26 protein-coding genes and 1 riboswitch are annotated in these 26906 nt (G+C 44.0%); of the genes, 10 read left to right on the top strand and 16 right to left on the bottom strand.

Translation table 11 applies throughout. The features are described 5' to 3' along the window. The first annotated feature begins 249 nt into the window (after window positions 1–249). Window positions 250–1689 (top strand): exodeoxyribonuclease I, encoded by a 1440-nt coding sequence (gene sbcB / locus V1358_RS00525; RefSeq protein ID WP_347389490.1) that lies wholly within the window; start codon window positions 250–252, stop codon window positions 1687–1689. Between the two features lie 282 nt (window positions 1690–1971). On the opposite strand, the gene V1358_RS00520 is transcribed toward sbcB, so the two are convergent. Further along, on the bottom strand, window positions 1972–2856 hold the full coding sequence (locus V1358_RS00520; protein WP_347392249.1) for an NAD(P)-dependent oxidoreductase: 885 nt from the start codon (window positions 2854–2856) through the stop codon (window positions 1972–1974). 96 nt (window positions 2857–2952) lie between these two features. On the opposite strand from V1358_RS00520, the gene V1358_RS00515 reads away from it, so the two are divergent. Both V1358_RS00515 and V1358_RS00510 read left to right on the top strand, forming a co-directional pair. Then, entirely contained in the window at window positions 2953–3465 is a 513-nt protein-coding gene (locus tag V1358_RS00515) for a glutathione peroxidase (protein ID WP_347389492.1), read from the top strand. Beyond that, window positions 3431–4405 (top strand): 2-hydroxyacid dehydrogenase, encoded by a 975-nt coding sequence (locus V1358_RS00510; protein WP_347392248.1) that lies wholly within the window; start codon window positions 3431–3433, stop codon window positions 4403–4405. Before V1358_RS00515 ends, V1358_RS00510 begins: the two co-directional genes overlap by 35 nt. A gap of 135 nt (window positions 4406–4540) precedes the next feature. Here V1358_RS00510 and V1358_RS00505 read toward each other — a convergent pair whose 3' ends face one another. The 8 genes from V1358_RS00505 to V1358_RS00470 all read right to left on the bottom strand — a co-directional run bounded on the left by V1358_RS00505 (window position 4541) and on the right by V1358_RS00470 (window position 9371). Then, a complete protein-coding gene (locus V1358_RS00505) occupies window positions 4541–4816 on the bottom strand; it encodes a hypothetical protein (RefSeq protein ID WP_347392247.1) in 276 nt (91 codons plus the stop codon). Between the two features lie 81 nt (window positions 4817–4897). Then, window positions 4898–5749, bottom strand: a complete 852-nt coding sequence (locus V1358_RS00500; RefSeq protein WP_347392246.1) for a GNAT family N-acetyltransferase — start codon at window positions 5747–5749, stop codon at window positions 4898–4900. Window positions 5750–5909: 160 nt separating this feature from the next. Further along, window positions 5910–6110 carry a hypothetical protein gene (locus V1358_RS00495; protein WP_347392245.1) on the bottom strand — a complete coding sequence of 67 codons (201 nt, stop codon included), beginning with the start codon at window positions 6108–6110 and terminating at the stop codon, window positions 5910–5912. Between the two features lie 122 nt (window positions 6111–6232). Then, window positions 6233–6568, bottom strand: a complete 336-nt coding sequence (locus tag V1358_RS00490; RefSeq protein ID WP_347392244.1) for a hypothetical protein — start codon at window positions 6566–6568, stop codon at window positions 6233–6235. A 197-nt stretch (window positions 6569–6765) separates the two neighbouring features. Beyond that, on the bottom strand, window positions 6766–7137 hold the full coding sequence (locus V1358_RS00485) for a hypothetical protein (protein ID WP_347392243.1): 372 nt from the start codon (window positions 7135–7137) through the stop codon (window positions 6766–6768). A gap of 89 nt (window positions 7138–7226) precedes the next feature. After that, window positions 7227–7469 (bottom strand): hypothetical protein, encoded by a 243-nt coding sequence (locus tag V1358_RS00480; RefSeq protein ID WP_347392242.1) that lies wholly within the window; start codon window positions 7467–7469, stop codon window positions 7227–7229. Between the two features lie 150 nt (window positions 7470–7619). Next, entirely contained in the window at window positions 7620–8000 is a 381-nt protein-coding gene (locus V1358_RS00475) for a TonB family protein (RefSeq protein ID WP_347392241.1), read from the bottom strand. Between the two features lie 456 nt (window positions 8001–8456). Then, complete coding sequence (locus V1358_RS00470) at window positions 8457–9371, bottom strand: FRG domain-containing protein (RefSeq protein WP_347392240.1); 915 nt, start codon at window positions 9369–9371, stop codon at window positions 8457–8459. Between the two features lie 407 nt (window positions 9372–9778). Here V1358_RS00470 and V1358_RS00465 point away from each other — a divergent pair, with 407 nt between their 5' ends. Continuing rightward, on the top strand, window positions 9779–10765 hold the full coding sequence (locus tag V1358_RS00465; RefSeq protein WP_347392239.1) for an integron integrase: 987 nt from the start codon (window positions 9779–9781) through the stop codon (window positions 10763–10765). Window positions 10766–10861: 96 nt separating this feature from the next. On the opposite strand, the gene V1358_RS00460 is transcribed toward V1358_RS00465, so the two are convergent. Next, window positions 10862–12184: a sodium-dependent transporter gene (locus V1358_RS00460; RefSeq protein WP_347392238.1), complete on the bottom strand. Its 1323-nt coding sequence runs from the start codon at window positions 12182–12184 to the stop codon at window positions 10862–10864. A 91-nt stretch (window positions 12185–12275) separates the two neighbouring features. On the opposite strand from V1358_RS00460, the gene V1358_RS00455 reads away from it, so the two are divergent. Beyond that, window positions 12276–12995, top strand: a complete 720-nt coding sequence (locus V1358_RS00455) for a 4'-phosphopantetheinyl transferase family protein (RefSeq protein ID WP_347392237.1) — start codon at window positions 12276–12278, stop codon at window positions 12993–12995. Here the strand turns inward: V1358_RS00455 and lysC are convergent. From lysC to nhaD, 3 genes are all read right to left on the bottom strand, one after another. Continuing rightward, complete coding sequence (gene lysC, locus V1358_RS00450; RefSeq protein WP_347391903.1) at window positions 12955–14310, bottom strand: lysine-sensitive aspartokinase 3; 1356 nt, start codon at window positions 14308–14310, stop codon at window positions 12955–12957. The genes V1358_RS00455 and lysC overlap by 41 nt on opposite strands. Window positions 14311–14389: 79 nt before the next feature. Beyond that, a riboswitch (Lysine riboswitch) is annotated at window positions 14390–14565 on the bottom strand. Between the two features lie 122 nt (window positions 14566–14687). After that, complete coding sequence (locus tag V1358_RS00445) at window positions 14688–15671, bottom strand: 2-dehydropantoate 2-reductase (RefSeq protein ID WP_347392236.1); 984 nt, start codon at window positions 15669–15671, stop codon at window positions 14688–14690. A 156-nt stretch (window positions 15672–15827) separates the two neighbouring features. After that, window positions 15828–17075 (bottom strand): sodium:proton antiporter NhaD, encoded by a 1248-nt coding sequence (gene nhaD, locus V1358_RS00440; RefSeq protein ID WP_347392235.1) that lies wholly within the window; start codon window positions 17073–17075, stop codon window positions 15828–15830. Window positions 17076–17383: 308 nt separating this feature from the next. Between nhaD and V1358_RS00435 the strand changes: the two genes are divergently transcribed. From V1358_RS00435 to V1358_RS00415, 5 genes are all read left to right on the top strand, one after another. After that, window positions 17384–18664: an MksB family condensin complex protein gene (locus V1358_RS00435; protein WP_347392234.1), complete on the top strand. Its 1281-nt coding sequence runs from the start codon at window positions 17384–17386 to the stop codon at window positions 18662–18664. Beyond that, complete coding sequence (locus V1358_RS00430; protein WP_347392233.1) at window positions 18661–19215, top strand: condensin complex protein MksE; 555 nt, start codon at window positions 18661–18663, stop codon at window positions 19213–19215. Before V1358_RS00435 ends, V1358_RS00430 begins: the two co-directional genes overlap by 4 nt. After that, window positions 19216–22002, top strand: coding sequence for an Mks condensin complex protein MksF (locus V1358_RS00425; protein WP_347392232.1), 2787 nt, complete (start codon window positions 19216–19218; stop codon window positions 22000–22002). It begins immediately after the preceding gene. 307 nt (window positions 22003–22309) lie between these two features. Continuing rightward, window positions 22310–22657, top strand: coding sequence for a hypothetical protein (locus V1358_RS00420; RefSeq protein WP_347392231.1), 348 nt, complete (start codon window positions 22310–22312; stop codon window positions 22655–22657). A 162-nt stretch (window positions 22658–22819) separates the two neighbouring features. Beyond that, the gene (locus V1358_RS00415; RefSeq protein WP_347392230.1) at window positions 22820–23365 is read left to right on the top strand and encodes a cytochrome b; all 546 of its coding nucleotides are present in this window, start codon (window positions 22820–22822) and stop codon (window positions 23363–23365) included. 42 nt (window positions 23366–23407) lie between these two features. Here the strand turns inward: V1358_RS00415 and secF are convergent, their stop codons facing one another. The 3 genes from secF to V1358_RS00400 form a co-directional block, all read right to left on the bottom strand. After that, window positions 23408–24307, bottom strand: coding sequence for a protein translocase subunit SecF (gene secF / locus V1358_RS00410; RefSeq protein WP_347392229.1), 900 nt, complete (start codon window positions 24305–24307; stop codon window positions 23408–23410). Continuing rightward, window positions 24300–26150, bottom strand: a complete 1851-nt coding sequence (gene secD / locus V1358_RS00405) for a protein translocase subunit SecD (protein ID WP_347392228.1) — start codon at window positions 26148–26150, stop codon at window positions 24300–24302. The genes secF and secD overlap by 8 nt, the downstream gene beginning before the upstream one ends. A gap of 104 nt (window positions 26151–26254) precedes the next feature. Next, window positions 26255–26719, bottom strand: coding sequence for a hypothetical protein (locus V1358_RS00400; RefSeq protein ID WP_347392227.1), 465 nt, complete (start codon window positions 26717–26719; stop codon window positions 26255–26257). Between the last annotated feature and the right edge of the window lie 187 nt (window positions 26720–26906).

Raw genomic sequence — 26906 nt, 5'->3', positions numbered from 1 at the left:
ATGAATAACAAATCACTTCCTTCTGTTCGTGTTTAAAACCCGAGCTTTTAGTGTGTCACCATTGTGATCCCTCGATTTCACCTCCTAAAACGTTTATCATGCCCAAAGTTATTAGGCACTTAGAAAACGATTGTTTCCAATCATCATCTAAGGGCGATATAGCATCGGCTTAATAAGAATAATGATTACCCGTGACACGGTTAATCTGGTTGCGAATGGACCAGTGCAAAGTAATAGAGGCAAAATAATATGAATGATAACAACCAGCCCACAATCTACTGGCACGATTACGAAACTTGGGGTGCAAACCCACAAAAAGATCGTCCAAGCCAATTCGCTGGCATTCGCACCGACTTGGATTTGAACATTATTGGTGAGCCGCTGATTGAGTATTGCCGTCCTGCGCCAGATTATTTACCGCATCCTCAAGCATGCTTAGTCACCGGTATTACACCACAGCATGCACTGCGTCATGGTTTATGTGAAGCTGACTTTATCAGCAAAATCCACGAAGAATTTAGCCAGCCAAACACGTGCGTGGCCGGCTACAACAGCATTCGATTTGACGATGAAGTTAGTCGCTACACTTTTTATCGTAACTTTTTTGACCCCTACGCCCGTGAATGGCAAAACGGCAACAGCCGTTGGGACATAATCGATCTGGTGCGTGCATGCTATGCACTGCGCCCAGAAGGTATCAACTGGCCACGAAAAGAAGATGGCAGTGTGAGTTTTCGTCTTGAAGATTTAACCAAGGCTAATGGTATTGAACATGCCGATGCGCACGATGCACTGAGTGACGTGAAAGCCACTATTGCTTTAGCAAAAATCATCAAAGATCAGCAACCTAAGCTTTATCATTTCTTCTTTGGTTTGCGCAATAAAAAGGCGTTATTGCAACTTGTTGACGTGTTCAATATGACGCCGCTCGTGCACACATCCTCTCGCATTCCTGCAAGCCAAGGTTGCACTACCTGGGTCGCGCCAATGAGCTTTCATCCCACGAACAAAAATGCCGTGGTGTGTTTTAACCTTACTCAAGATCCACAGCCATTGCTGGATTTATCGGTTGAGCAATTGAGAGAATATCTCTACACCCGCCATGATGAACTGCCTGAGGGCCAAGCTCCCATAGGTTTGAAACTGATTCATGTGAACAAGTGCCCTATTTTAGCGCCAGCAAAAACACTGCTACCTGAAAACGCAGAGCGTTTGGGTATAGACCGCGAGCAATGTTTAGAACATTTAAAGTTTTTACAAGCGCACCCTGAACTCAGAGACAAAGTCGCTGAAGTGTTCAACGACGAACGTGATTTTGGCGGCACGACGAATCCTGATTACCAACTTTATAGTGGCTTTACGAGCAACAGCGACAAAGCCAAGTTTGATATTATTCGCAGCACACAACCAATTGAACTGGCTAATTTAGAGTTAGATTTTGAAGACCCTAAATACAATGCCATGCTATTTCGTTATCGTGCGCGTAACTGGCCCGAGACCTTAAGCCCAAATGAACTGGAATCATGGCGTAAATACTGCCAAAACAAGTTGATGCATGGCGAAGACAGCCCGTCAATCGGTGCCGAAGACTTTATGTTAAACCTAGAAAACTTGGTTCATGAAAATGAAGGAAATGAGCGCAATATGGCTGTGCTTAAAGCGCTTTATCATTACGCCCAAAGTTTATAACTCTGGGCGTAACTAAGGCGCATTGAACCTTGCTGTGTGTTGTTGCAGCAGTCATTAGGGTATTTTGCCAAGGCTGAACCTGCGTCGCATAGTGACTCTATGTTAGTCAGGCGATAACGCAGAAAACACATGCCAATGGCATGCCCCAAGGGTTCAACCAAAGGCGCGCACTGCGGTGTTTTAGGCTATTGGCACAGCTAGCTATGCAACATAACCTATTCCTAGCATTGAACGCCTTTGATTTAAGAAAAATTCATGCCTTAAAGGTCAACACGCCTTCGCTTATTTGCTTGGGTTTAGCTTTTCTAAACGCGCCAACAAGCTTGAGGTATCGTAACGATTGCCGCCAATCGCTTGCACATCGGCGTAATATTGGTCGACCAGGGCCGTTAGTGCCAAAGTAGCGCCATTGTTACGACCTTCTTGCAGAGCAATGCCTAAGTCTTTACGCATCCAATCTACAGCAAAACCAAACTCGTATTCGCCTTGCCACATAGTTTTATAGCGGTTTTCCATTTGCCAAGAACCTGCCGCGCCTTTTGAGATTGTTTCAATCACCTTTTCGCCATCAAGCCCTGCTTTTTTCGCAAAGTGAAGACCTTCCGCCAGACCTTGCACCACCCCTGCAATACAGATTTGGTTAACCATTTTACACAGCTGGCCACTGCCAATATCACCAAGTAGCTCACTGAAACGGCTAAATGCCGCCATCACAGGTTGAACCGCAGCAAAGGCGTCAGCATTGCCGCCACACATCACAGTTAATACACCATTTTCAGCACCTGCTTGGCCACCAGATACTGGCGCATCGATGAATGCGATGTTCTTAGCTTTAGCTGCAACACCCAATTCGCGAGCTAAATCCGCTGATGTCGTGGTGTGATCAACAAGGTAAGTGCCTTCGCGCATACCCGCTAACACGCCATCATCACCGTAAATGACGCTGCGCACATCGTCGTCATTACCTACACACACGAATACAAAATCAGCATCTTTTGCTGCTTGTGCTGGGGTAGGCGCCCATTGGCCACCGTATTGCTCAGCCCACTTTTGCGCTTTTTCTTGTGTGCGGTTATACACGCATACTTCATGACCTGCTTGTTGCAGATGACCCGCCATTGGGTAGCCCATGACGCCTAAACCGATAAAGGTACATTTTTTTGACATATTTCTGACCTATTTCCCTGCTAACCTCGATAAAACGCACAAAGTATAACAAAGCCAAGGACTAAAAACGCCTTGTTTAACGCCTCGGAGTACGCCATGGATAGTATTTATCATTTTAATGCCACACTAATAGACGGCCAATCCTATTCATTTAAACAACTACAAGGACGAGTAGTACTGATAGTTAACACGGCAAGTTCGTGCAATTTCACCTATCAATACAGTGCCCTTGAGCGCCTATACCTAGATTACAAATCCCAAGGGTTTGTGGTGTTAGGATTCCCTTGTAATCAATTTGGGCGTAATGAATTAGCCGACAACAACACCATTAAACACTTTTGCCAAAGTACATTTAATGTTACTTTTCCGATGTTTAGTAAAGTAATGGTCAATGGCCCTGACGCTCACCCGCTGTTCAATTATCTAAAAGGACACACGCGGGGAATTGCTCAAAATCGAGCAATAAAATGGAATTTCACTAAATTTCTCATAAACTCTCAGGGACAGTTGGTAAATCGTTATGCCCCAAGAACTAAGCCTGATACGCTGCGTTCTGTTATAGAGAGTCAACTTAATGAAATTAGCCCTATTCAGCTCGCAAAGGTATGAACAACACGCATTTGAGCAACATTGCCCTGCAGGCACAGACGTTCGTTTTTTTGAGGTAAGCCTTAACGCGCAAACTGCATCGCTGAGCGACGGTTTTGATGCGGTATGCGTATTCGTTAACGATGACTTAAATGCACAAACAATTGCCCTAATAGCGCGCCATGGCGTTAAACTCATTCTGCTGCGCTGTGCAGGCTTTAATAATGTAGACCTCAATGCTGCCAAAACGCACGGTATTCGCGTTGCACGCGTCCCTGCTTATAGCCCAGAGGCAGTTGCCGAACATTGTGTCGCATTGATGCTCACACTCTCGCGTAAAACTCACAAAGCGTATAATCGCGTACGAGAAGATAACTTCGACTTAAATGGGTTACTTGGCTTTAACTTGCACGGAAAAACCGTCGGGTTAATTGGCTGTGGCAAAATCGGCTTGGCGTTGGTTAGTATACTCAATGGTTTTGGCGCCCGAGTGTTAGTAAGCGATCCAGCGTCACCATCAGGGAATTTTGAGTTGGTAAGCCAACCAGAGCTACTGCAACGTGCTGATATTATTAGTCTTCACTGCCCTTTGAATGAACAAACCTATCACATCATCGACGAGACCACGTTAGCGGCAATGAAACCAGGCGTAATGTTGATCAACACAGGTCGCGGTGCCCTGCTCGATAGCAAAGCGTGTATCAACGCGCTGAAAACAGGTCAATTAGGATACTTAGGGCTAGACGTGTATGAGCAAGAATCGGAACTCTTCTTCAAAGATAGATCGGAAGAAATTCTCCAAGATGACGTATTCGCACGCTTACTTACGTTCAAAAATGTGTTAATCACAGGCCATCAAGGGTTTTTCACCCAAGAAGCGCTCGCGGAAATTGTGCAAACTACCTATTTCAATCTCGAACAATTTGGCAAATGCGAACCGCTTGAGAATGAAGTTAAGTGATCAAATGTCTAACCGCAATTATAAAAGGTTGAGCATCTGCGCTTCCTAGAACTGTGTGGAGTTTAGCTTAGCTGCGCGTTGATATTGGCCTGTTAGAAAACATAATTAGATACCAATATGGCGGAGATTTGGCTGTTACTCAGCCGCACCAGAGCCAGTAATATTGCTTGAAACCGCACTGTCGCCAGCCGTGTTTTTGGCAAACGAATGAACGCGAACGTTATTCTTATCTGACGACCAATAAAACAACCAAATTCCTATCGCCGCAGCAAATGGGATTAACCAAATAATGATAGCCTGCGCTACTTTTTGAAATGTCTCTAAGTCATCTCGTTTGAAGACAATTATCGTCACCAAAAAGTTTAGCAGCAAGTAAACAGCAGATAGTATCCATATCATTTCTACTTTCATAAACGCCTCTTAGCCCTTAACGCCTAGTTGCTTAGCTAGATAATCCTTTTAAAGTAATTGCCTGTTTACGACAAACCTAGCTTATCCAATTTCAAAAGACGCCACACCATACACACGATTTAACCCTAAGTCAGGAGCGGCTTGGGTATACATTCTGGCGGTTTCAAATGACACCTGCATATTATGCTTTTCAGCCAATGCAACCGCTGCTTGATTAATTTCAGGTGTATCAAGAAAAATAGGCTCAAATTCACTCGTTTGCGCTTTTAAGGCAAGAAATAAAGACTCAGCAAAATCTGGCGTGTCGGCAAACAGCGGGCCTATTTTATGGCCATTACGGCATTTACGTATAACGCCGTAACCCGCCAAATTACCATTGTGCATAATTCCCAGAGCTTGGCTATCAGCTTGATTAACCCACGCTTTGGTGAAAGCAGACCTATTTACTGGAAAAAACGCTTGCTCATAGGCTTCTATAGCCTCAAAAGGTAACGTCGCGAGTTTAACAATGTTTGAGTTTTGTGGTGGAGTGCCGCCGCCAACACCTTCATAGCGGATATTACGATAAGCGAGATTGAACCCAGACTTTTTGTAGTTTTCCTGCTGCGCGACAACCCCATCAAGCCCTATATTTAAGCCTTGCAAACGTTTGAGCCCAGCGTTCCAGATTTCGATTCCGTAACCTTTGCCACGGTGTTCTGGTTTAACAATGTAGAAGCCAATAAACCCAAACGCATTCTGATTTTTGACCGCAGAGATGGTGGCAATAGGCTCATCACCAAGATAACCAACAAGAAACCCCTGTGGATCAGCAGCAAAATAACAATCAGCATCATGCAGGCCTGGATTCCACCCTTCCTCTGCCGCCCAATCAATCATGATGTGCATGTCCTTTTTGGTCATCGTTTTGATGGTGAAGTTAGTATTTTGCATCTGTTTTCCTTTAGAAATGAAGGCTTCTTTGCTAACGCTTAGCTACGATGCAAAATTGAAAAAGCGAGGGTCGAGTGAAACGACGAGCTTATTTAATTTTGCCCTAGTTTAGCAATTTGTTAGATGAAACTTGGTTTTTGAATAGCACAACTAAAACTACCTATTGTTTTTCAGTTGCAGTTTCACTTTTGACGCATTCAAAGCCTTTTGAATCAAAGTGCTTCACATTATTTTCAGAACCACACTTTTCTAGCGCCATTTTATAATGATTTTTCTCATTTAGATTCTTCGCAATAGCACCTATTGCCAATATCGTAACAACAGAAAATACAAGTATTGATAATTTTTTATTTCCACTCATGATAATCCCTATTTTTCACATAATACCCCACAAAAGTGGCTGAGAATTGCTTTCTAAAAGTGTACAGCGAAGCGGAACTGCGCCAAGCTTTAGCAGTCCCAAATAAATTGTTTGCTAGGTTTTTAATACAACGAATTTTTATAACTAGATGTATACCCATGCTCTGTGTTTATATCATTTGGCCATTTATTAATAAGAATACTATTTAAACTTTCTGATATTGAAGTCCATTTTTCGTCATTTTTATAAACCTGAACCCTTATCATTAACGGCACTGGAATATGTTCAGGTGAATCTCCAACTGCCCAAATTCTTTTGTCTGCATTTATCCATAACTCATCTTTTGAACATAAAGAAACATTAAACATATTTAGCGAATCGTCTCGCCTGATATCCTCAAAAAAGCGGAGCTCTTTTTCAGTAGCAAAGTTTTTAAGGTAATCCTTAATTCTTCCCACTCTGATGTTTCTAGATCAAGAACAACTGAATAGCTTGGAGTTCTCCCTATCATATTTTTTGAGAAATCTCCGCCATAACATTCTTCAATATAGCCTTCAGGTGTTTTACGCCCTTCTCCACAACCACAGAGCAAAATGAAAATAGAAACTAGTATTCAGACTCTCATGAAAACTTCACGCCAAGCTAAGCGGCGCAGCTATGCTGCGTCTTTGCTTGAGCGCCTTGTTAAATGGTGACTTAATGATTGTTTTAACCACCAGAAAAGCACCAAAATTAATACTAAATAAACCGTGTAACTGATAAAGACAAACCAACCCACCAGTAGCACTGGAAAGATAAAATAACTACGTTTATTGAGATAAACCAATGCGGCAACCGAGAGAAAACCAAAAGGAACGGCAGAATACAGACCAATAATTAATATTGGATAGACTGAATTACGCTGATCGAAAAACGACTGCCAGCCAGCATAGGCTTCTGGCAACCCTGGCAGAATTATATAGCCGGAGTAAAAAGCCACGGCCCCAATAATTAGCGCAAATATCTTATTGATCTCGAGCTTTAGCACTTTTCTTCCTTGTGGCCATTTAACGCTTAACATATGGGGATTTTAGGAGCGCTTGTTCAGCGAGTAAAATTCCCACCATGATGTTTTTGTTATGTTTTCTTGTTGCACTTTGGACAAGCATTTGGTGTTTCTGTGAGTCCTAAATTGTTAATACCAATTGCGATTTTGTGACCACAATGATTACATTTTTGATAACTTGAAAATGCATAAATTATCATGGCTAAAATTGAACCAATACCAAACCACAAAATACTAAATATAATTCTACCGTTACTAGCCTGAATTATCACATTACCTGCAACAAACCCACCGACTAAAACGATTACCATCACGAATCGCCAAAATATAGCTCTTTGATAAATGCTAAACATGCTCACCTGAAAACATAACGCTGTGCTAAGCGGAAAAGTGCAGTTGGTTAAAATGTGCGAGGTGCGAGCGCAGCCAACTGTAATTTTTCCGTTTTAGCACCTTGTTATATTTTACTTGTGCCCAAAAGTAAATTCTGTTGTAACGTACACTGGTACATTTGACGAATTAGCTTTAGCAGGTACATAGTGAATATTGCTTAAGGCTTGTAGAGCAAATTTATCCCATGCTCCATTGGGGGAAGACTCAACAACTATTGGATTAAATATCTGACCATTAGAATCTACTAAATACTTAACTTTTACGACGCCACTGCTTTTCGGTGGCTGCAATCTACTAACTTTAAAACTGAACTCTTTAGCTTCTTGAATCCAATAGTTTTGCAACTCAGATTGCTCTATTGTTATGGGAGTTTTTGTAAGGTATTGCTGAGGGGCCGACTTACAGCCACCCAGCACTAGAATAGCAATTGATAAAACGCTCAAAAATTTCATACATACTCCTTGTAAAATATAACGCCCCATTCAGGGGCTTTTTTACAGTTGGCTAAAATAACGAACGCAGTGAGGAAAGCTAACTGTTAAAAGTCCCGCACTGAAATGGCTTGTTATGTTTTTACTTACTATGGCTAGTATCACTAGAAAAGAATATAGACACAAGCTCAATAGATTTAATTATGAGCTTTTCAAAAAAGTAGATGCAAATTGCGAGTAAACTAAAAACTGAAATTGAAAAGTTTTCAAATTTTAGAATGTTAGCTTTTGTAATATCCACACCTGAAGTTTCTAAAAAAACAAAGGAAAATATAATGGAGAGCGCAACTCCAATTACTTTTAACACATTCATATTTATAACCTAATTCCTTTCATAAATTTAAACTGGGACTTCCTAAAACATAACGCCGCTATTTAACGGCGAGTTGCCTTTTCCGAGTCCGTTACAATGGATTGTTAGCTATAGTTATGTTGATTCAACAAATGCTTAGCCACACCACTGTATCCAGGGAATATTCTTGCAGCGTCGTACCCAAGCTTAGCTAGAATGTTACACCCTTTTTTTGCCTCTGAGCATGGCAATGTAAAACGCTTGAATATAAAAATATTCTCTTCACCACTGTAGTTTTCAGCGACTAGAGCATCTAACGGTCTTCGATCAACATGGACAACCTGCCCACTTTGTAAAAGGTGCATTTCATTGACCATAGATGGTAATTGAACTGGCCAATGAGTAAAAAGACCTTTTTGAGCGTTCAAATTTGGGTTGTTAGCATAATGAGGGGTAATAAAATCAACATTAACTCGGTTAACTGTTGGTTTTAGGAAAGATAAATGCTCTTTATTTAATGCCCATATTTCGAGCTTTCCATCTTTTTCAATGGCTCCAGTCATTGCAAAAAATAGTGCGACAAATATGTCATACGTCCAATCCAGAAGCCGTGTTGGAATGCCATAATGCTGTGCTAAAGCAGCAGTCTCCAATAGATCCTTAGGAATCCAAGTGTCACTTTCATGTGGGTTGTTTAGGCCGTGGAAATCAAATTCTTGCGCAAGATTAAGCCTCACTCGCTCAGAAACAGGAACTTCTAACCCCCTTTGATCGGCTAAACGATAAAAAGCCCTTAGAACAGAATACTCACCTTTAACCTGCCAAGTTTGCCAATTATGCTGGGGTTCAATAGGCCTTCCTAAGCCACAAGTTTTCCAAAACCAATCTACATTATTTAGCCTCAATGCAGTTGGCACCAACTCATAAGAGTCCTGACTGTGCCCCCTAAAAATGAAACCCTCTAAATTGGAGCTTTCACCCCATGGTGAAAAAAAATCGAACATTTCATCAGCTGAAGTGAAATCTCGGGCTTCGATCATTTAGGTACCTATAGCTAACAGCTTATTAGTGCGAATTTCGGATAAAGGAATCTATCCACAGGCCCAAAACTCTTAACAAATAAGTTTTTTATTTAATAATAGCAATAAGTTATCAAGTGGTTTGTTGTTGAGCAAGCTAATAAACGTTCGATAAAAACGAGCCATTACTTATTCGAGCCATTACTTATTCGAGCCATTACTTATTCGAGCCATTACTTATTCGAGCCATACAAGGCTCGTTAAACTATTCAGTTTCGTAAAATTTTATTTATATAATCAATTAATTACAAATGAGAGCTACATAATCGTGCCAAAATAACTCATCACATAACGTGCCATTTGCTTGCAAAATAGCAGACGACCACTTGTAACTGTATATATATACAGCACCCATCAAGGAATGCATAATGGGCCATTCACCATTTATAGAAACAGTCCGAGCGGAGCTCAGGACTCGTCGCTATAGCCTAAAAACTGAAAAGGTGTATCTCAGTTGGATTAGGTCGTTTATTTTATTTAACGATAAAAGACATCCCAATAACATGGGAAACCGAGAGATAGAACGTTTTTTAAACCATTTGGCAATGAATCGACAAGTCAGTCCCGCTACACAAAACCAAGCTTTGTGTGCACTTATATTTCTATATCGCTATGTGATCAAGCAAGAGGTTAAAGGGCTCAATTATTCCTTTACGAAAAAGGAACAAAGTATGCCGACGGTGCTTTCACATCAAGAAGCTGTTCGAGTGCTTGCTAATATGAGTGGGATCCATTGGCTAATCGCATCCATATTATATGGTAGTGGGCTAAGAATAAATGAAGCACTCAGTTTAAGAGTTAAAGATGTAAATCTTTCCAACAATACTGTGTTTGTTTTTAGAGGGAAAGGCCGAAAAGATAGGTACTCAATTTTGCCGAAATCACTCAATGAGCCAATAAAAAGACAGATAGAAAAAGTAAAAGCCCTCCATTCTTTTGACTTGAGCCAAGGTTTCGGACTTACCTCATTGCCTCCATCTTTAATGCGCAAATATGGTAATGCGATTAAGGACTTTTCTTGGCAATACCTATTTCCTTCGACAACGCGATGCGTTCACCCATACGATGGCTATATATGTCGTCATCATATTCACGAATCTGCCTTTAGAAAGAATTTGAGAAAAGCAGTTATATCGGCGGATATCCCAAAACGTGTTAAAGCACACACTTTTAGGCATTCGTCTGCGACTGAATTATTGCTGCATGGCTGCGATATTAGAACAGTCCAAGAGTTGCTAGGGCACACAGATTTAAAAACAACTGAGATATACACTCATGTAGTGGGTTCGAGATTTTGCAACACCATCAGCCCAGTTGATCGAGAAATAATTAAAACCCATTTAGACAATGCCTGAAGATAGTGACTCAATGCCCTGCTACGCATCAAAAAGGGCTGTAAAAAAAGCCCTTTCTGTTTATGCAGTTATTTGATTGCCGCTATTTCATCACCACTATTTGATAGCCACATTAATAAACACAGCGCTCATCAGTATCGGGCACACAATGCGGATGTACCAAAGTAATAGCTTGATTCCTTTATGCTCTGATTGCGCGAGTTTGTTACCTCGATTCCACACCCAACCCAAGGTGAGGAAATAGAATAACCCCATCAGCGGCAGTTGGTACTGAGTGAACACTTGAATCACCAAACCAAATAACCAATCAAAATTGGCGATAATGGTCGCTGAAGCAATAAACACAACCAGCGTTACCAACCACGTTGACAACTTACGGCTCAGGCCGTGGTTTTCGACTAAAAAGGCCACGGGGATTTCAGTGGATGAAATCGTTGAAGTCACTGATGCAATCGACATCAACACGAAGAAGGCCAACGCCACAAACAAACCGATAGAACCCATAGCTTCAAATAATTGTGGCAATACAGCGAAAATCAATTGCCCCTCGCCTATCAACTTGCCATCGGCAAATACCTGCACGCCGTTGTGGTTTGCCACAAATATCGCAGGCACGATTAACAAGCCTGCCAAGAACGCCACTGAGGTATCTAGCGCAGCTACGCTCAAAGTTAATTTACCTAAGTTCGCGCCTGGTTGTAGGTAAGAGCCATAAATCATCATACAGCCCACACCAAGCGACAATGAGAAGAACGCTTGGCCCATGGCGGCGATGATTAAATCGGCATCCCATACCTTGGTGAAGTCGGGTTTCAAGTAATTAGCGAAACCTTCGCTCGCACCGTCAAGCGAGCCAATGTAGAAAATTAGACCGATTAAAAGTACAAGTAGTAAAGGCATCAAACGACGAGACCAGGTTTCAATCCCCGACTTCACGCCTTTGAGGATAATACTGGCGGTAAGCAACAGCATCAACGGCGTAAAAATAAGGTTGCGAGTGGTTGAGTCGTTACTAAGGAAATCAGCGAGGCTCTGCATTCCCGCTAATTGAGCGACGGGCGCTAAGGCGTGGGATAGCATCCATCCTGCAACTATGGAGTAAAAGCTGAGCATTACAATCGCGCCTGCCAAGCCCAAATAACCTGCACCTGCACCTAGTTTAGGGGCTTTGTCTTGCCACGCGCGCTTAAGGGCAACAACCGGATTTGCCTGCGCACTGTAGCCTATATAAAGCTCGGTAAAGAGCGCTGGCAGTGCTAGAGCAAAAATTACGATAAAGTATACGAGTAAAAAGGCACCACCACCGTGGTTAGCCGCTTGGGTAGGAAAACCCCATATATTTCCGAGGCCTACCGCTGCGCCGGCAGCAGCCAGCACAAATCCAATACGGCTTTGGAAGCCGTCACGCTTATTCGTCATTCGTAGGAATTTCTGTTATTGTTTTGCGTCTATTAAACCACACTTAGTGTGAACAAAGTAGTCGCTGCGACGGATATCGAACCAACACTTTATGCTACATCCAGACTATCAATTTCAACCTTTACCAATCGGTCAAAGTATTAAGAGCCAGTCACTCAAGACCGGCACCACTTTATTGACCCTGACGCAGGCGAAAGACATGCATAACAGCCATTTGCATGAGAACGAATTAGCCGTGCTAGCGCGTCGAAAACAACCTAAAGCGAAGCAAGAATATTTGGTAAGTCGTTGGTGTATCAAAGAATTGGTTAAAATACTAAAACCGGAATACGCGTCGCTGCCCCACAATCAGTTTGAAACACGCTTTAACGAACAACTGAAACAGCTTCAGGTCTATGCTAATGAACGGCTACTGGATATCAACGTAGTCATTAGCCACTCACAGCAGCATGTGGGCGTTGCGGCAACTTTGAACGCGCAAACTGTGTTGGGCTTAGACATAGAAAAAATTGACGAGAAACGCCCGTTTCAAAAGCTCGCAGCGCACTTTTACCCACAGCAAGAAACGAGTGCGATTGGTGATGAAGTAGACACTTTCTTTCGCGTATGGACGCTTAAAGAAGCCTATGCTAAAGCGGCTAAGCAAAGTATTAGCACCCTACTTAGCCAACCAATTTTGCCCTTGTTAAACAACCTACAAGCGCAGGTGTTATGCGAACAACGGCAGCAATTCGATGTGTCGTTAATCACTGCCACTGAGCAGGTTCAACTTATTGACCTTGCTCCAACAACTGTTGGTGAATCGCTTTAACCACGTCGTCAGATTGCGATTGGTCCACCAAGAAGCACAAGTTGTGTTTTGACGCACCATGACAAATGAGGCGGATATCAAAACCAGAAAGCACTTTCATCAGATTCAATTCGCTTTGGCGCAGTTGAATTTCTGAGCCAATTAGCCCTACTAATGCCAAGTTATTTTCAACCGTTACATGGCAGAACTCGCCGAGTCTATCGAGCGCCTCTTGGTCAAGCTCTGGGCGGCTTGCATTGGGCGCGTTGTCCAACGTTACAGCAACACTGATTTCAGACGTAGTGACCAAATCAACGGAAATCTTATATTCGCTCAAAATGGTGAATACACGTGCTAAGAAACCACTGGCTAACAGCATTTCAGGGCTTTTGAGTGTTAATAAAATTTGGTTTTTACGTTGGGTGACGGCTCGTACCCCAGCGATAATTTCTGCGCTCGGTACTTTTTCAATCCAGGTACCACCGCCTTCGGGGTCTTTACTTGAACCCACAAATACGCCAATACTGCTGCGCGCCGCAGGAAGAATAGTCGCAGGGTGCAAGACTTTGGCGCCGAAGGTCGCCATTTCGGCCGCTTCATCGAACGTGAGATGAGCAATCGGACGGGCCTTTTCACACACACGCGGATCGGTGCTGTAAATACCAACCACATCCGTCCAAATATAAATGCTATTTGCGCCTGTTGCCTCAGCAATTAATGCTGCACTGTAATCTGATCCACCACGACCAAGCGTTGTGGTATCACCGTATTCGTCACTACCAATAAAGCCCTGCGTCACAACCACATAATCATTAAGTAGTGGCACCAGCTCGGCTTGAGCGCGGGTACGTGTTTGCGCTACATCCGGTGATGCTTTGGAAAATTGGCTGTCGGTTTTAAGTACTGAACGCACATCAAAGCGCGTCGACGAAACGCCTTTATCACGGAGCACTTGCGTAAATAAGTAAGAAGATAAACGCTCACCAAAACTCAGCAATTCGTCACGTTGTGCATTAGTTTGAATTGGCTTCATCGCTGCGCTACGAAAAGCATTGAGGGTATTTTCAAAGCCGTGCGCCAAATCAGCATCTAGGCTGAGGTATTCAAGGATATTCAATTGAATGGCAACAACACCATCAATGTGTTGCTCACGGGTTTCATCATCAATATTGCTTTGGCAAAGCGCCACTAGGTGGTTAGTGACGCCGGCACTGGCGCTCACTACAACAATACGTACCTGGTTGTCAGCTGCCACAATGTCTGCGCAACGCATCATTGCTTGATGATCTGCAACTGAAGTGCCGCCAAACTTAGCGACGGAAAATTCCTGATTCATTTTCTCTCCGAGATGAAAAATAGCTTATTTTTCAAATACAATCAGGAGAACTTGGCAAGAGGATAAAAGAAGTGTGTCCATTGCCAGAAGCCCTCCACCCAAAAAACAGGTGACAGTTCCGAGGATTCAGCCTCAAGAACCGAGAGCCATTGTGACGAGCAATGGACTCCCTCGGCGATAGTCTCCCTCATAAACGGTCATCGGCCTTCGTCTGCCTCGCGTTTACTACCTAGCTATCGCACCTCTTCTGTTGATACCAATACAGTTGAGAGCATTGGCACAGCACTCTAGCGATCATGCGCCAGAACGAGCATGCAATGTAACGTTTGGATGGCTGGATGTCAATTGTGCAAATGCACTTGTCATGAACTTATTTGTTACGATTTCATAACAGCGAGTCGCGTTATATCTACAGTTTCGCCGCGCTCTAGCTTATGGATGCTCTGAACAATAGCTTGGTTGATTGGAGTGGGCACATTATGCTGAGCGCCAAGTTTAACCACCGCACCATTGAGGAACTCAACTTCTGTTTTTCTGCCCGCTTGGATATCTTCCCACATCGATGAGCGCGCTTTGGGGTCTATGTCTAGCATCGCTGATGCCACCCGTTTAAATAGCCAATTAGGTAAGCTTAAAATCACCCGCACTTTTGCAGGCTTCACCTTGGTAAACTGCGCTAATTCACAATCCATCGCCTTTGCTACTGCAATCCATTCGCGCATCGCGCCTGCAAGGGTGCGGCGAATCGCGTGATTCTCAAGCTCAGCTTTAATCGGCATATCGGCTATGGCGTTAAGCGCATTATTGAGATTTAAAAGCAGCTTGCCGAACACAACAGGTTTCATGTCGTCGTATATATGACAGCCAAAACCACTGTCTTGAAGTTTCTGAGCAATGAATTGCGTGTTATCACTTTGCTCAAAGCAAAACTCCCCTTGCGTTCCCTTATGAAAATGCGCGCCATTTTGCAACACGTTAAAGGGGGTTATTCCAAACAAACACCTACGCTGCGCCATTTGCGTCTCAATAGCATCGAAACTGCCTAACCCATTTTGCATAAAAATCAGTTCTGATTGAGCATGCGTGATATTTAATAACTGCTGAGCTACCTCAGGCAATTGGTGACACTTAACGGTAACAAACACCACATCAAACTGTTGACCTGTCGTATCAGTCAGTAAGGCGTTGGGCATAACTCTTTTATCAAACCCTTGGTAGTCGGTAATGTGAATACCTTCGTTGTCTTCAATAGCGTTTTTTATTCGCTCTCTGCACACAATCGACGTTGATAGTTTGGCGACACTGAGTAATGCCGCCAAGTAGCATCCTGTTGAGCCTGCACCAAATACTGCTATACGCATATCTTTATACTTATTAGAAACTTAGTGTCTTTAATATTGCGCAAAGGTGAACTATGACGCAATGCCAGTTAGCGACTATTTTGCATTTAAACGTAAAAAGCCACTGAAACCGAACGGCTTCAGTGGCTTTTTAAATTGATAATGAATAGTGTTTAGTTACACAAATGAGCCCATCGCGTAAGAACCTACATAACCGACTGAATAAGCAATCAGCAAGTAAAAGGTATTACGTAAGTAGCTGCCAAATGTTAGGTCGCGTACTTTGCTCATTGCGATAATACCCGCAGCAGAACCAATCACTAACATGGAACCGCCAACACCCGTTGCGTAGGTAAATGCCAGCCAGTTTTGTGTATCCATTTGAATGTCGGCTTTTAGCAACGCCGCAGTCAATGGCACGTTATCTACAGCGGCAGAAAGCAAGCCCATCAAATAGTTTGCTTGGTTCGGCGCCAACACTTCATACAAGTGGGTAAATTGCGCAAGTACACCCACTTCCTTTAGGGCGCCAACAAGCAAGAGTACGCCAACGAAGAATAACAAGGTGTCGTACTCAATCTCACGGATGAAGTCGATGATCTTCTTGTTCACGTCTTTTTTGCGCATTAAAAACTGCGCTGTAAGGAACATCAACGACAAACCAAACAAAAAGGTAAGCAAAGGTGGAATTTGATACATCACACTTAACGTTAACGTGCCCACAATGGTCGATAGAAAAATGGCAGCAATGGTGATATCCGTTTTCTCGATGCGCTTTTTCTCACCCAACGAGAACGTCACTGTGCCATTCATCTTCATCGACAGTAAAGTCGCAAGAATCAGTACACTAAACGCGGCGGGTGCGACTAATAACAACAAGTTGCCAATGGTTACTTTATCCGCAAGGAAGATCATCAAGGTTGTTACATCACCGGTGATCAACGACACCCCACCCGAGTTAACCGCAAATATGATCAATGTGGCATATTTAACCAGCTTTCTGCCGTCCAACTTTAATGACATCACAACCGCTAAAGACACTAAGGTCGCCGTGATATTGTCGGAAATTGAAGAGAACAAGAAAGCAAAGCCAGCGATGAGGAACATGAGCTTACGTTCACTTATCGCACTAGGTAGTACGCGCTGCACCAAGTTTTGGATAAAGCCTTTTGAGTTGAGGTAGGCAACAAAAGTCATTGCAGCCATTAAAAATAGCCACAATGTCGCTATTTCTAATATGTTTTCATTCAATTCATGCTTGATGTGGTCAACAGAATGACCGTGGAGCGGCGAGATAAAGAGGATAATCCAGCACAGAGTACCGAAAAACAGCGTGGTTTTGGCTTTATTTACATGGATGACGTCTTCCACAACAATAAGCACGAATGCCACGGCAATGAGCGTCAATATGAGCGCACTGACCATTTTGGGTTAAATTCCTTGCGACGAGCGAACTAAAAATGTACAGCTAAGTTTATTGACCGCACCCGAACACACACAGGTGTACAAATAACAAACTTAGTGGCACCATGAGTTATTAACAGACCGTTACAGCCTGCAAGCGGCGCGAATTCTATCACCACATGGTCGTCGCGGCTATTCCCCATTCGTGGTAAATGACATTTTTTTTACATTTGCAGTGTAAAGCTCAGGCAACAACTGAAAAGCTATTTTACCACCTTGTCCCTTTCGTTATAATCGTGCCCTATTGCCAAGCACAAAGAACTAACATAATGATAATAGCGAAACGCGTGCTTAATACCCTCAACGAGCTGTGGCCAGTGTTAGAAACACTGATAAAACGCTTTAAAATGGGGGATTTCAGCATCAAGGAAGTGCAAAGCGTAATTAAACAGCATTTTCCTCATTATTCTGGCGCACAAATATACAAAGAAACGAATCGCCTTATGAACCAAGATATTCTGGTTCCCCTTGCGAAATCGTCACAGTTAGAAATCAATCGCGCAATTAGCGACTTTGCCGCTTACCTACTTCAAGATGAAAGTTTAGGGGTTGCTGGTGAAATAAATGTGCTTGTTGATGACCTAGAGCGCTTGAGCAACAAGCTAGAAGACGCCGTTGAGGATAACGACTATGGCGATATCAGCCGTTACAGCCGCATTATGGATGAACGGGTGCGAAAAATCGTTAAACTTTATCAACACAACGAAAACGCCATCTACAACCTAGTAGAACAAGCCAAATCGAATAACTCCAGCATGTCACTGGCTAAACGTTATAAAGCTGTTATTGAGGCATTCGATGAGTATATTGAGCCAATGCTGGAAATGCTGGCCATCAACGGCGCGTTCCAAGTCTGCTTTGATAGCATTGAGGCAAGGCTCACTGAGCACCTGATTGAGCTTAAACAAACGGGCCGAAGTAGCACCACCATTCGTATGCTTGAGCAGCTTCGTACTCGTATTTTAGATATGCACCATATTGGCCGCGAAAGCTTGCGCCAAAGCGCCGACATGCTCATGCCGTTGCGAGAAGAGCTAAGACAAAACACTCTCATCACTCGCCAAGCGGCAAAGGTACTCAGCTTAATTCGCAAACGCGGCTTGGATAACGTGATGAGCGCGCATCAACCTTTCTTTGTCTCTGAGCCACAGCACCACCAACTTGGCAGCAATGCTCAGCTTGTGTCTTATATGGCGGGCTTGAGTGAATTTGAAGAACATGAATTTGAAATGCCCGATGCCGACGCCGCTGAGCCTTATCACGCGCCACATATTCCAAGCTTTAAGGATGTTCGCGCACTATTTAAATCAAGTAAAACCAAGGGGAAAGCCGCGAAGCAGCAAGTGATTGACGTGCTCAATGACCACTACCCTGACCTTGAATCAGATGAGTTATTGTATCTTTATCAAAAACTTATCAATGACCCAACAATGACGTTGTCACAAAGCGACGCACCAGTGTATAAAACCTTAGCTGGTAAACGATTCTCCTTATACCCCTTCGTTGATGCCAGTGACAGTAAACAAAATAAGAGTAACAACGCGCTATGAGCACAATCGATTTAACTCAGCTCACGCAGCTGCAATACATCAATAAAAAACTAGTTAGCGGCTATCACATCAGTGAGCAAGATAACCTTGCATGGCAGGAGCTGGACCAACTTCAAGAGCAATATGACGCCTTATTTAGTGCCTTGGGTAACGCCCTAGTGCATGACGCTCGTGGCTTTTTCTATTTCGCTACCGACGAAGGGACAGCCAATATGGGGAAAATCTCCCGCGCTATCGCCCTGTTTATCTACACCCTTATCGAACATTACGCGAATAAAGGCCAAGACCCAATGCGCGCGCTGTTCGACAAAGACGTTGATTTAGAAATTTGCCAAGAACTCGTGCTCAATAACAAGGCGTTGTTTGATCAATTGGAGATTTTCTCAGGCTCGGACTTACGCAAAGATGTGCTGATGCGTATGGTGCGTTTGGGTATGGCCAAAGCGAAGGATAAAGACAGCGCATTTCGCCTTCTTGCACCCATTCATCGCTATTTAGACGCACTACTGGAAGTTAACGATGACGCTTTTGAAAGCGCGGAGGAAGTATAAATGCAACAGTTACATGGACTGAGTAAGCTCGCGCTGTTAAATACTGCAGGTTATGCAAAATGCGTGATCCCGCTTGATAAAAGCAGCTCGATTTGTGCGCCGAATAACACCGGCAAAAGCTCGGTGATTAATGCCCTGCAATTTCCGCTTATCAATGACCTACGTCTTACTGAATGGGATGGCCATGATTTAGAAGAAACGCGCAAGTTTTATTTCAATTCTGACCAGTCATACATCCTGCTTGAGGCCGATTTACCTCATGGTAAGGTGGTAATTGGGGTTGCCGGGCTTGGCAAAATTGCTGGTTACGGCCATCAGTTCTTTTGTTACAACGGTGCTTTAAATCTAGAAGATTTCACCGACAACAAGCGCATCGTTAAATTTACGCGCTTGTTTAACCACTTAAAAGACAAAGGCTTCAACCCGATTGAGCTCAAAGCGCAAGAACTCAATGCCCTACTCATTGGCGGTGCAACGCCATTTGATGGCGATATTAATTTGCGCATGATCCCGCTCAACAATGTGAGCGATGCACCTACTTATAAAGAAATTTTCCGACGCATGTTGAACCTGCATAAGCTCGGTGCATCAGATGTAAAACGCTTTATGTTACGCGTGTTTGAGCGCCATATGTCTAATGCCAACGTTGATTTCTATGAAGTGTGGCAACGTGCGTTTGATAAGGTTAATCGAGCACGTCGTGAACTCAATGCCCTCGAAACCATGCAAGAGCCTATCGCCGCACTTGAGAGCATGTTGGAACACCAAAGTGCACTAAAAGGGAAACTAGGCGCATTTGCACCGAAAATCGACTTGGCCCTCGCCGATTTTGACGCTTATTACGATGACCAAAATGCGACGCTCCACGAGCAACTTGAAGAGATAAGCGCTGAGAAAGAAGAGTTTGAACAAAAGCAACGTTTGTATGTGCAACAATCACGCGACATTGAGCGTAAACTAACTGAGCTCAATGCCTGGTTTACCGATTTCGATGCTCTTCACCATGAGTTTGAACTTGCTGACGCAGCGACCTTGCAAAGTGAACTCAAAGCGCTTAAACATGAATATGAAACGCTGACGCACTCACTCAAAAGTGCCGAAGGGCAAAGCCTGCATACCCTTGATTTTCGTATCAAAGAAACGCAAAAGCAGATTAAGAGCCTAAAACTGCAATTGAAGAACCTAGAGTACAACCTCTTCACTCGCATGCGTGAAGACTTGTCGCTCAAGGAAGTGGAAGAGATTTCCCGTATTCTCAATCCTGATTTGCTGTCATTTGCGACCACCAGCGGTGGTGAAATTACTATCGACGATGAAGACGCTTTTGGTGATTTCCTCTCTTTGCTAAGCCAAGCGGTTCGCGGTGCAGAACTCGTGTTGCCAGGTGCAACCATTTCGTTAAAGAAACTGCCTGTGGTGCAAATGCAAAGCGGCGCAGATAAAGCACAACTGAGCGAGCAATTGCAGTCGCTCGAACGTTCATTAGAGGACTTAAAAGCGCAGCGCGATGTGGCTGCGGATGTTGCTGGCAAACAAGCTGAACGTGATGCCTTGTACGATCAATTGATGAGCCAAGAAGCGGCGTTGAAACGCTTTGAGCAATATCAGGTGATGCAACGCAGTGTTGATGCTCAGCAAGCCCTGCAAGAATCGCTTGTAGGCGAACAAGAAGAAGTGGACGCGCACCTGAATGAAGTGCAACAAAATGCCGCAGGCATTGCTGACAGACGTGCAATCATCAACTCTAAAAAAGATGCATTAGAGCGCCAAAAAGCCCGTCTAGCGCAGGTTAAGAGCGAGCGTTTGGACCACACGCTAGATTTCATTTCGGGCAAGGTGACACCGTATCTTATCGATATCAATTTCGATTTGGATGCCCTTGCCGACACCATTCACAGCTTCAATAAAGACTGCCAAGAGTTGCGTAACTTCGATATCAACGTCCGCAATACCTATTTGCATATCTACAATGCGGGTATTACCAAGTTTGATAATGAAAACGATGAACTCAGCAAATACCAAAAGCTGATCAGCGCATATCACAACATTGATAACGAGCGTGAGGCGGTCAACCGTCAAGCCCGTGTGGCATTGACCGATGTTGCCGCGACGATTAAGGGCTTACGCCAAGATTTAAACCGCCTCACATCTGAAATGCGCCTCTTTAACAACGGCATTGGCGAGCATAAAATCTCTAACTTACAAGGCTTTAAGATTGATGTTGTGCCACGCCATATGTTGGTGCAAAGCATAGATACCATCTTGGCTACGTCTGATTTGTACGAACAAGGTGACTCACTTGATTTGCTTGCTGAGCAAGACGTACGTGAAAGCGAAGTGAATGACGCCAAGGACCAGCTAATTAAATTGGCCTCAGAAAAAGCGGGCTTAACGCTAAGCGACCTGTTTGATATTCGCTTTGAAGTCATTAATCGCGCGGGCGAGACTGAGTACTTCGATAAAATCGATTCCGCTGGCTCAAATGGTACGCGTATCACCATTAAACTACTGTGTGGCATGTTGTTTATTCGCCATCTGTTATCAGACAAAGAAAAGAGCCAGTACCGTGTGCCGCTATACATCGATGAAGCGGCTGATATCGACCCACAAAACCAGCAAGCGATTATCGAAACCGCACTGAGCTTTGGTTTTGTGCCGATATTTGCCTCGGTGAAGCCACAAATTAGCTGTGATTACATAGTACCGATTCGAACACTTGGTGATGGCAAACAAAACTGGGTGGATGAAAAAGACTGGATCCGCGTCGAGAACGAGGAGTTGGTTTAATCTCATTGTCTATAAAGCCGTGAATCTTCTTCACGGCTTTTTTATTGCTAATTACCCGACATTTTATTACTCTTTCTTTTGTACCCAATAGAATACATTTGCTTTGAAGGAACAAACAAATGCCCCCTACTAACTCTACTCGCAGTAATCTCAAGCTCGCTCTATTAACAAGCGTTGGCATCGCCTGTTACCAAGTACTCTTTTTAAGTACACACACCTATGACTATTATCGCCCACTGTTTGTTTTTGGGTTTATGTTCGTTGTTTTGAGCGTGCATTCGTGGGTCGCAAATAAAGGAGGGAAGTAATGAAGAGACTTTTACTCTTATTAGCGCTGCTATTGTTGCCATTTAGCCATGATGCACAGGCGCACAATGATGCGGATAGTTACGATAATATGACATCGCTTCCACCGACAAAGGTGTGCGGAAACGCCATGAATAATGGCAATAAAACCATTAATTTAATAATAGAGAGCAAAGAACTGACGACTTTGACAATCATCTTTCTTGCCTGCTTTTGTGCATTGTTGGCACAAGGCAAAGGCCGCCGCCCTGCATTGTGGCTTGTGCTAGCCCTTCTCTTTAATCTCTTCGCGGTCATCATTTTACTGTGCTTGAGAGACCTCTCTGGCAAAAAACAACTGAGCAAATAAGTCCGTTGTGCGTGCTCAAATGGAGATGATTCCAATCACCCATAGAGCATGCCTGACACATATTTCCACATAGAAATTTGCATTTCTTTACTGTTTTATATCTCGAAATTACCGTCGGGATTGCGCATACTGGTTCCTAATATAGAAATATGGAGTTAGCCAATGGATAAGTCACTTTCGAAACCAACCATTATTCTGCACTGGCTTACAGGGCTGTTATTTATTGGCGTTTTGGCATTTGGTTTGTATGTCGAAGAAATGCCACGCGGCCCAGAAAAGTTTGAAATGTTAGCGCTGCATAAGTCATTTGGTTTTACGGTTTTGGTTATTGCACTCATGCGTTTGTTTTGGCGATTATTCGAGGGCGAAATTTCTCATGTTGCTAAGTTAACGCCATGGCAAGACATGCTCGCCAAAGGTACGCATATGTTGCTACTGATCGGTACCTTGCTGATGCCGATTTCAGGGATCATGATGAGCGTGGGCGGTGGTCATGGCTTGTCAGTATTCGGTTTCGAGATTTTCGCAAAAGCCGACAAAATCGAATGGGTGGGGAATTTAGGCCACGACATTCATGGGCCTGCAGCTTGGGTGTTAATTGCAGCCATATTGCTGCATGTTATCGGTGCATTGAAACATCAGTTTTTCGATAAAGATGGCACCCTCGCTCGTATGCTGGGTGCAAAAGTAAAGTCAGATGACCAATAGCAATAACAAGAGAGCCAGCAGGCTCCCTTTTCTTTATCAAGTTTATGGCTCGGCTAACTGACGCTTAACCTCTTCAGAGTCATCCCGAGTGTAGTTTTGGCTACTGAGACCCAAAAATTGCGGCAAGGTTGCGCTGATAAAAATGGACGACCACGTGCCCACCAACACCCCAGTAAACAAGGTAATCGCAAAACCGCGCAGCGGTGCGCCTGCAAGCCACCAGATACTGACAATGGTGCCTAAGGTCGTCAAAGAAGTAATGAGCGTACGGCTCATGGATGCTGCTAGTGCCTCATTGATCAACTGCGCAACTTTACGCTTGGGTTGAGCTTGAATTAACTCCCTGATCTTATCGCCGATAACAATAGAGTCATTCAATGAATACCCTATTATTGCCAAGATGGCAGCGAGTACGGTGAGGGTAAATTCAATATCGAAGAAGCTCAATACCGCAAGCGTTAACAGTACGTCGTGAACCAATGCCAGTGTCGCAGCAAGGCTTAATCGCCACTCAAAACGCACCGCGAGATAAAACATAACGGCTAACGTTGCAAACAACAGAGCCATACTGCCCTGCTCAATGAGTTCCTCACCTGCCGCTGCGCCCAAGAAACTACTATCGAGTTTAACCGCATTTGTTTGCGCTAACCATTGCTCAAACCAATCAACATCTGCCTGACCATTTTCAGGCGTTTGGTATACTTGCCATTGATTATGCGCGCGTTCATGCAAGCTGTAAGGGCTATGAATATAGTCATTGAGTCGCTCCTTGAGCTCGTTGTGCGAAATAGGCTGCATCACAGAAAATTCACTAACATAGCCGCCCGTAAAATCTTGCCCGAGCTTAACGCCATCAATCACAATGACACTGGTGCTCACTAGTATAAGCAACACACTCAACATAAGACCGATACGACGAACGACATTCATTGAATTAGGCATGGCCCACCTCCTTAGTAGCCTTGAAAAGCCAAGAAGAAAGATAGGACGACACAATCACACCGCTAAACACGCTGGTCATGATCCCCAGCGCTAAAGTAATTGCGAAGCCCTTAACCGGCCCATAGCCAATACCAATGAGTACAAGCGCACAAATAAAGGTGGTGAGGTTCGCATCAATAATGCTGCTCATCGCTTGTTTGTAACCCCGTTGTAAGGCCTGAAGGCGTGTTCTCCCCAAGCGTATTTCGTCCTTTACGCGCTCAAAGATAATCACATTGGTATCCACTGCCATGCCTATAGTTAATACTAACCCTGCGATCCCTGGCAAGGTTAGTACCACACCGGGTAACAAAGACATCAAACCAAGCAAACACACCAGATTAATTGCCAGTGCTAAGTTAGCCACAACTCCTAAACGTCGATACCACAACAACATAAAGCCTAACGTTATTGATAGGCCCAATAACAAAGCCTGAAAGCCATTGGTGATGTTTTGTGCACCTAGTGTCGGAGTAATCGTTTGCTCTTTGATAATTTTAATTGGCGCTTCTAAGGAGCCTGCTCGTAAAATTAACGCTAAATCTTGTGCGCGTTGCCAGCTTCCTAATCCAGTAATACTGAAACGGGTGCCTAATGCTTCATTGATTGTAGCGACTGATATGACTCGCTCTTGCATCTGTACATCGCCACGGGCATCAGTCACGTATTCACTGTATAAGGTCGCCATGGGTTCGCCAATATGGGTGCGCGAAAAGCGATTGATTTTCTCACCGCCAAATGACGACAACTGCAATTGCACCATAGGTTGTCCCATTTCATCGCGCCCTGCCTGTGCACCAGTGATATCGTTTCCTGTGAAGATAACCTTGATGTCGATATTAATCGCACCACCGTCTTCGCTGACTACTCTTTTACCACCTATATCGCTCAAACCATGAAAGGATAAACTCGCCGTAGCACCTATGATTCGTTTCGCTTCGCTTGGGTCTTGGACCCCTGGTAATTCGATGCGAATACCAAATTCCCCCTGACGCTGCACGATTGCTTCTGTGATCCCTAACTCTTCAATACGCTGCCTAAGTGTTGACAAGGCTTGCTCCATATCGGCTTTTGCAAATTGCTGTTGCTGCTGGTTAGTGTAAAAAAGCCGCTGCTGATACAGTGCACTGTTGGTTTCTTGGTTTGCAGAGATATCTGGAAAAAGCGTTTTTAATTCATCACTTAACGCTGCAGCGTTATCTTTGTATGCCCCTTGAGCACGAATGATCACGCCATGTTGTTCTTTATGAACGCTAACGCCGCGCAAGCGCTTTTCGATGCGCAAGCTATTCACTTGCTCAAAAACACTACCCACTCTGTTTTCTAATGCCTTTTGGGTGTCGACTTGCAATACAAAAAGCACTCCACCACCGAGATCCAGTCCTAAATCGATAGGCGCAATAGCCAGACGCTGCATCCAAAGCGGTGTGGTCGCTTGCTTTGTGACTTTTACTTCCCCTAGCGGATATGTTTGCCGCAACAAGCTAGCAGCGGGCGCACTCAATGAGGGACTGTTGAGCTGCACCACCATATCCGCACCGCCAGATTGCGAGATGCTTTGCACGCTATACCCACTGGCAGTCAGCGTGTGTTGCAGCTCGGCAACCGCAATGTGCTCGTTAAATTTCGTCAATGTAATCACATTGGTATTGGGGTAAAGATTACCTAAGGCGCTGATGGCCAGTGCGATGATAAGTACTATCACACTACCTATTTTTAAGACCGATGAGCCACGGTTTTTACTCTGTTTATCTGGTCGCGTTGACGACGTAATCAAAGGCGCCGCTATTTTTTTGTTTTCCATAATTCCTACTTAGCGCTCGCAGACACGAGCGCGCAAACTACGCCAAACACATCAAAGTGCTGGCAACAAACTGACAATTTGCGATTTACCGCTGAAATGAAGAGTTAAGCGGTGTGATTAAGCAGGAAAAGCTCGTAAGTCAGGCGACTTCGGTAGGTAAGATTGGCTGGCTGACAGTTATCAATTAGCCCAGAGTTAGGCTGTGAATTAACCATAAACCACGGGACCTGAGCACGAATTTGCTCACCTTTAGGACTAAGCTCACACAAAGGAGCGTCTTGCGCCAACGTATACGCAAGCAAATACATAGGTTGCTGTTCAGGGTGCATAAAATAGCTTGGATGTGTTCGCATTGCCCGTTCTGGCAATTGCACTGGCTTTGGCGTCGGGGCGTGATGCTTTTGCGCGCCCTGCACGTTTATGTCTGAACTAACACAACCTAGTTGATCAGCGGGGGATTGAACATGGCAAATTTGCATGTGGCTTGCGCTGGTTTTGGGCGCATAAGCACTTGCACTGCCACAAAGTACAGTGAGTACCGCTACCATAGCTATAAGCCAAAATCGCACTGATCCATTCCCCAGTAAAAAACTATAACAGCTGCACAAACACACAACCAAGTTCAATATACCCTATTCTATATGTGTACAAAAAACTAAATTTCAATTCCTTACGTAACAAATATCTCACCCTTGGGCGTGTTGACCTTTGAGGTATGAATTTTGTTCAAAAACACACAGCAAAGGTCAACACGCC

Source organism: Pseudoalteromonas pernae, assembly GCF_039831865.1.
Classification (GTDB): Bacteria; Pseudomonadota; Gammaproteobacteria; order Enterobacterales; family Alteromonadaceae; genus Pseudoalteromonas; species Pseudoalteromonas pernae.
Note: the sequence above shows the minus strand (reverse complement) of the source record. Positions and strands in the feature narration are given on the sequence as shown.

Bases quoted from the DNA above. Each gene is read 5' to 3' on its own strand.
- sbcB (WP_347389490.1), top strand. From the start codon at position 250: ATGAATGATAACAACCAGCCCACAATCTACTGGCACGATTACGAAACT.
- V1358_RS00520 (WP_347392249.1), bottom strand. From the start codon at position 2,856: ATGTCAAAAAAATGTACCTTTATCGGTTTAGGCGTCATGGGCTACCCA.
- V1358_RS00515 (WP_347389492.1), top strand. From the start codon at position 2,953: ATGGATAGTATTTATCATTTTAATGCCACACTAATAGACGGCCAATCC.
- V1358_RS00510 (WP_347392248.1), top strand. From the start codon at position 3,431: ATGAAATTAGCCCTATTCAGCTCGCAAAGGTATGAACAACACGCATTT.
- V1358_RS00505 (WP_347392247.1), bottom strand. From the start codon at position 4,816: ATGAAAGTAGAAATGATATGGATACTATCTGCTGTTTACTTGCTGCTA.
- V1358_RS00500 (WP_347392246.1), bottom strand. From the start codon at position 5,749: ATGCAAAATACTAACTTCACCATCAAAACGATGACCAAAAAGGACATG.
- V1358_RS00495 (WP_347392245.1), bottom strand. From the start codon at position 6,110: ATGAGTGGAAATAAAAAATTATCAATACTTGTATTTTCTGTTGTTACG.
- V1358_RS00475 (WP_347392241.1), bottom strand. From the start codon at position 8,000: ATGAAATTTTTGAGCGTTTTATCAATTGCTATTCTAGTGCTGGGTGGC.
- V1358_RS00470 (WP_347392240.1), bottom strand. From the start codon at position 9,371: ATGATCGAAGCCCGAGATTTCACTTCAGCTGATGAAATGTTCGATTTT.
- V1358_RS00465 (WP_347392239.1), top strand. From the start codon at position 9,779: ATGGGCCATTCACCATTTATAGAAACAGTCCGAGCGGAGCTCAGGACT.
- V1358_RS00460 (WP_347392238.1), bottom strand. From the start codon at position 12,184: ATGACGAATAAGCGTGACGGCTTCCAAAGCCGTATTGGATTTGTGCTG.
- V1358_RS00455 (WP_347392237.1), top strand. From the start codon at position 12,276: ATGCTACATCCAGACTATCAATTTCAACCTTTACCAATCGGTCAAAGT.
- lysC (WP_347391903.1), bottom strand. From the start codon at position 14,310: ATGAATCAGGAATTTTCCGTCGCTAAGTTTGGCGGCACTTCAGTTGCA.
- V1358_RS00445 (WP_347392236.1), bottom strand. From the start codon at position 15,671: ATGCGTATAGCAGTATTTGGTGCAGGCTCAACAGGATGCTACTTGGCG.
- nhaD (WP_347392235.1), bottom strand. From the start codon at position 17,075: ATGGTCAGTGCGCTCATATTGACGCTCATTGCCGTGGCATTCGTGCTT.
- V1358_RS00435 (WP_347392234.1), top strand. From the start codon at position 17,384: ATGATAATAGCGAAACGCGTGCTTAATACCCTCAACGAGCTGTGGCCA.
- V1358_RS00430 (WP_347392233.1), top strand. From the start codon at position 18,661: ATGAGCACAATCGATTTAACTCAGCTCACGCAGCTGCAATACATCAAT.
- V1358_RS00425 (WP_347392232.1), top strand. From the start codon at position 19,216: ATGCAACAGTTACATGGACTGAGTAAGCTCGCGCTGTTAAATACTGCA.
- V1358_RS00420 (WP_347392231.1), top strand. From the start codon at position 22,310: ATGAAGAGACTTTTACTCTTATTAGCGCTGCTATTGTTGCCATTTAGC.
- V1358_RS00415 (WP_347392230.1), top strand. From the start codon at position 22,820: ATGGATAAGTCACTTTCGAAACCAACCATTATTCTGCACTGGCTTACA.
- secF (WP_347392229.1), bottom strand. From the start codon at position 24,307: ATGCCTAATTCAATGAATGTCGTTCGTCGTATCGGTCTTATGTTGAGT.
- secD (WP_347392228.1), bottom strand. From the start codon at position 26,150: ATGGAAAACAAAAAAATAGCGGCGCCTTTGATTACGTCGTCAACGCGA.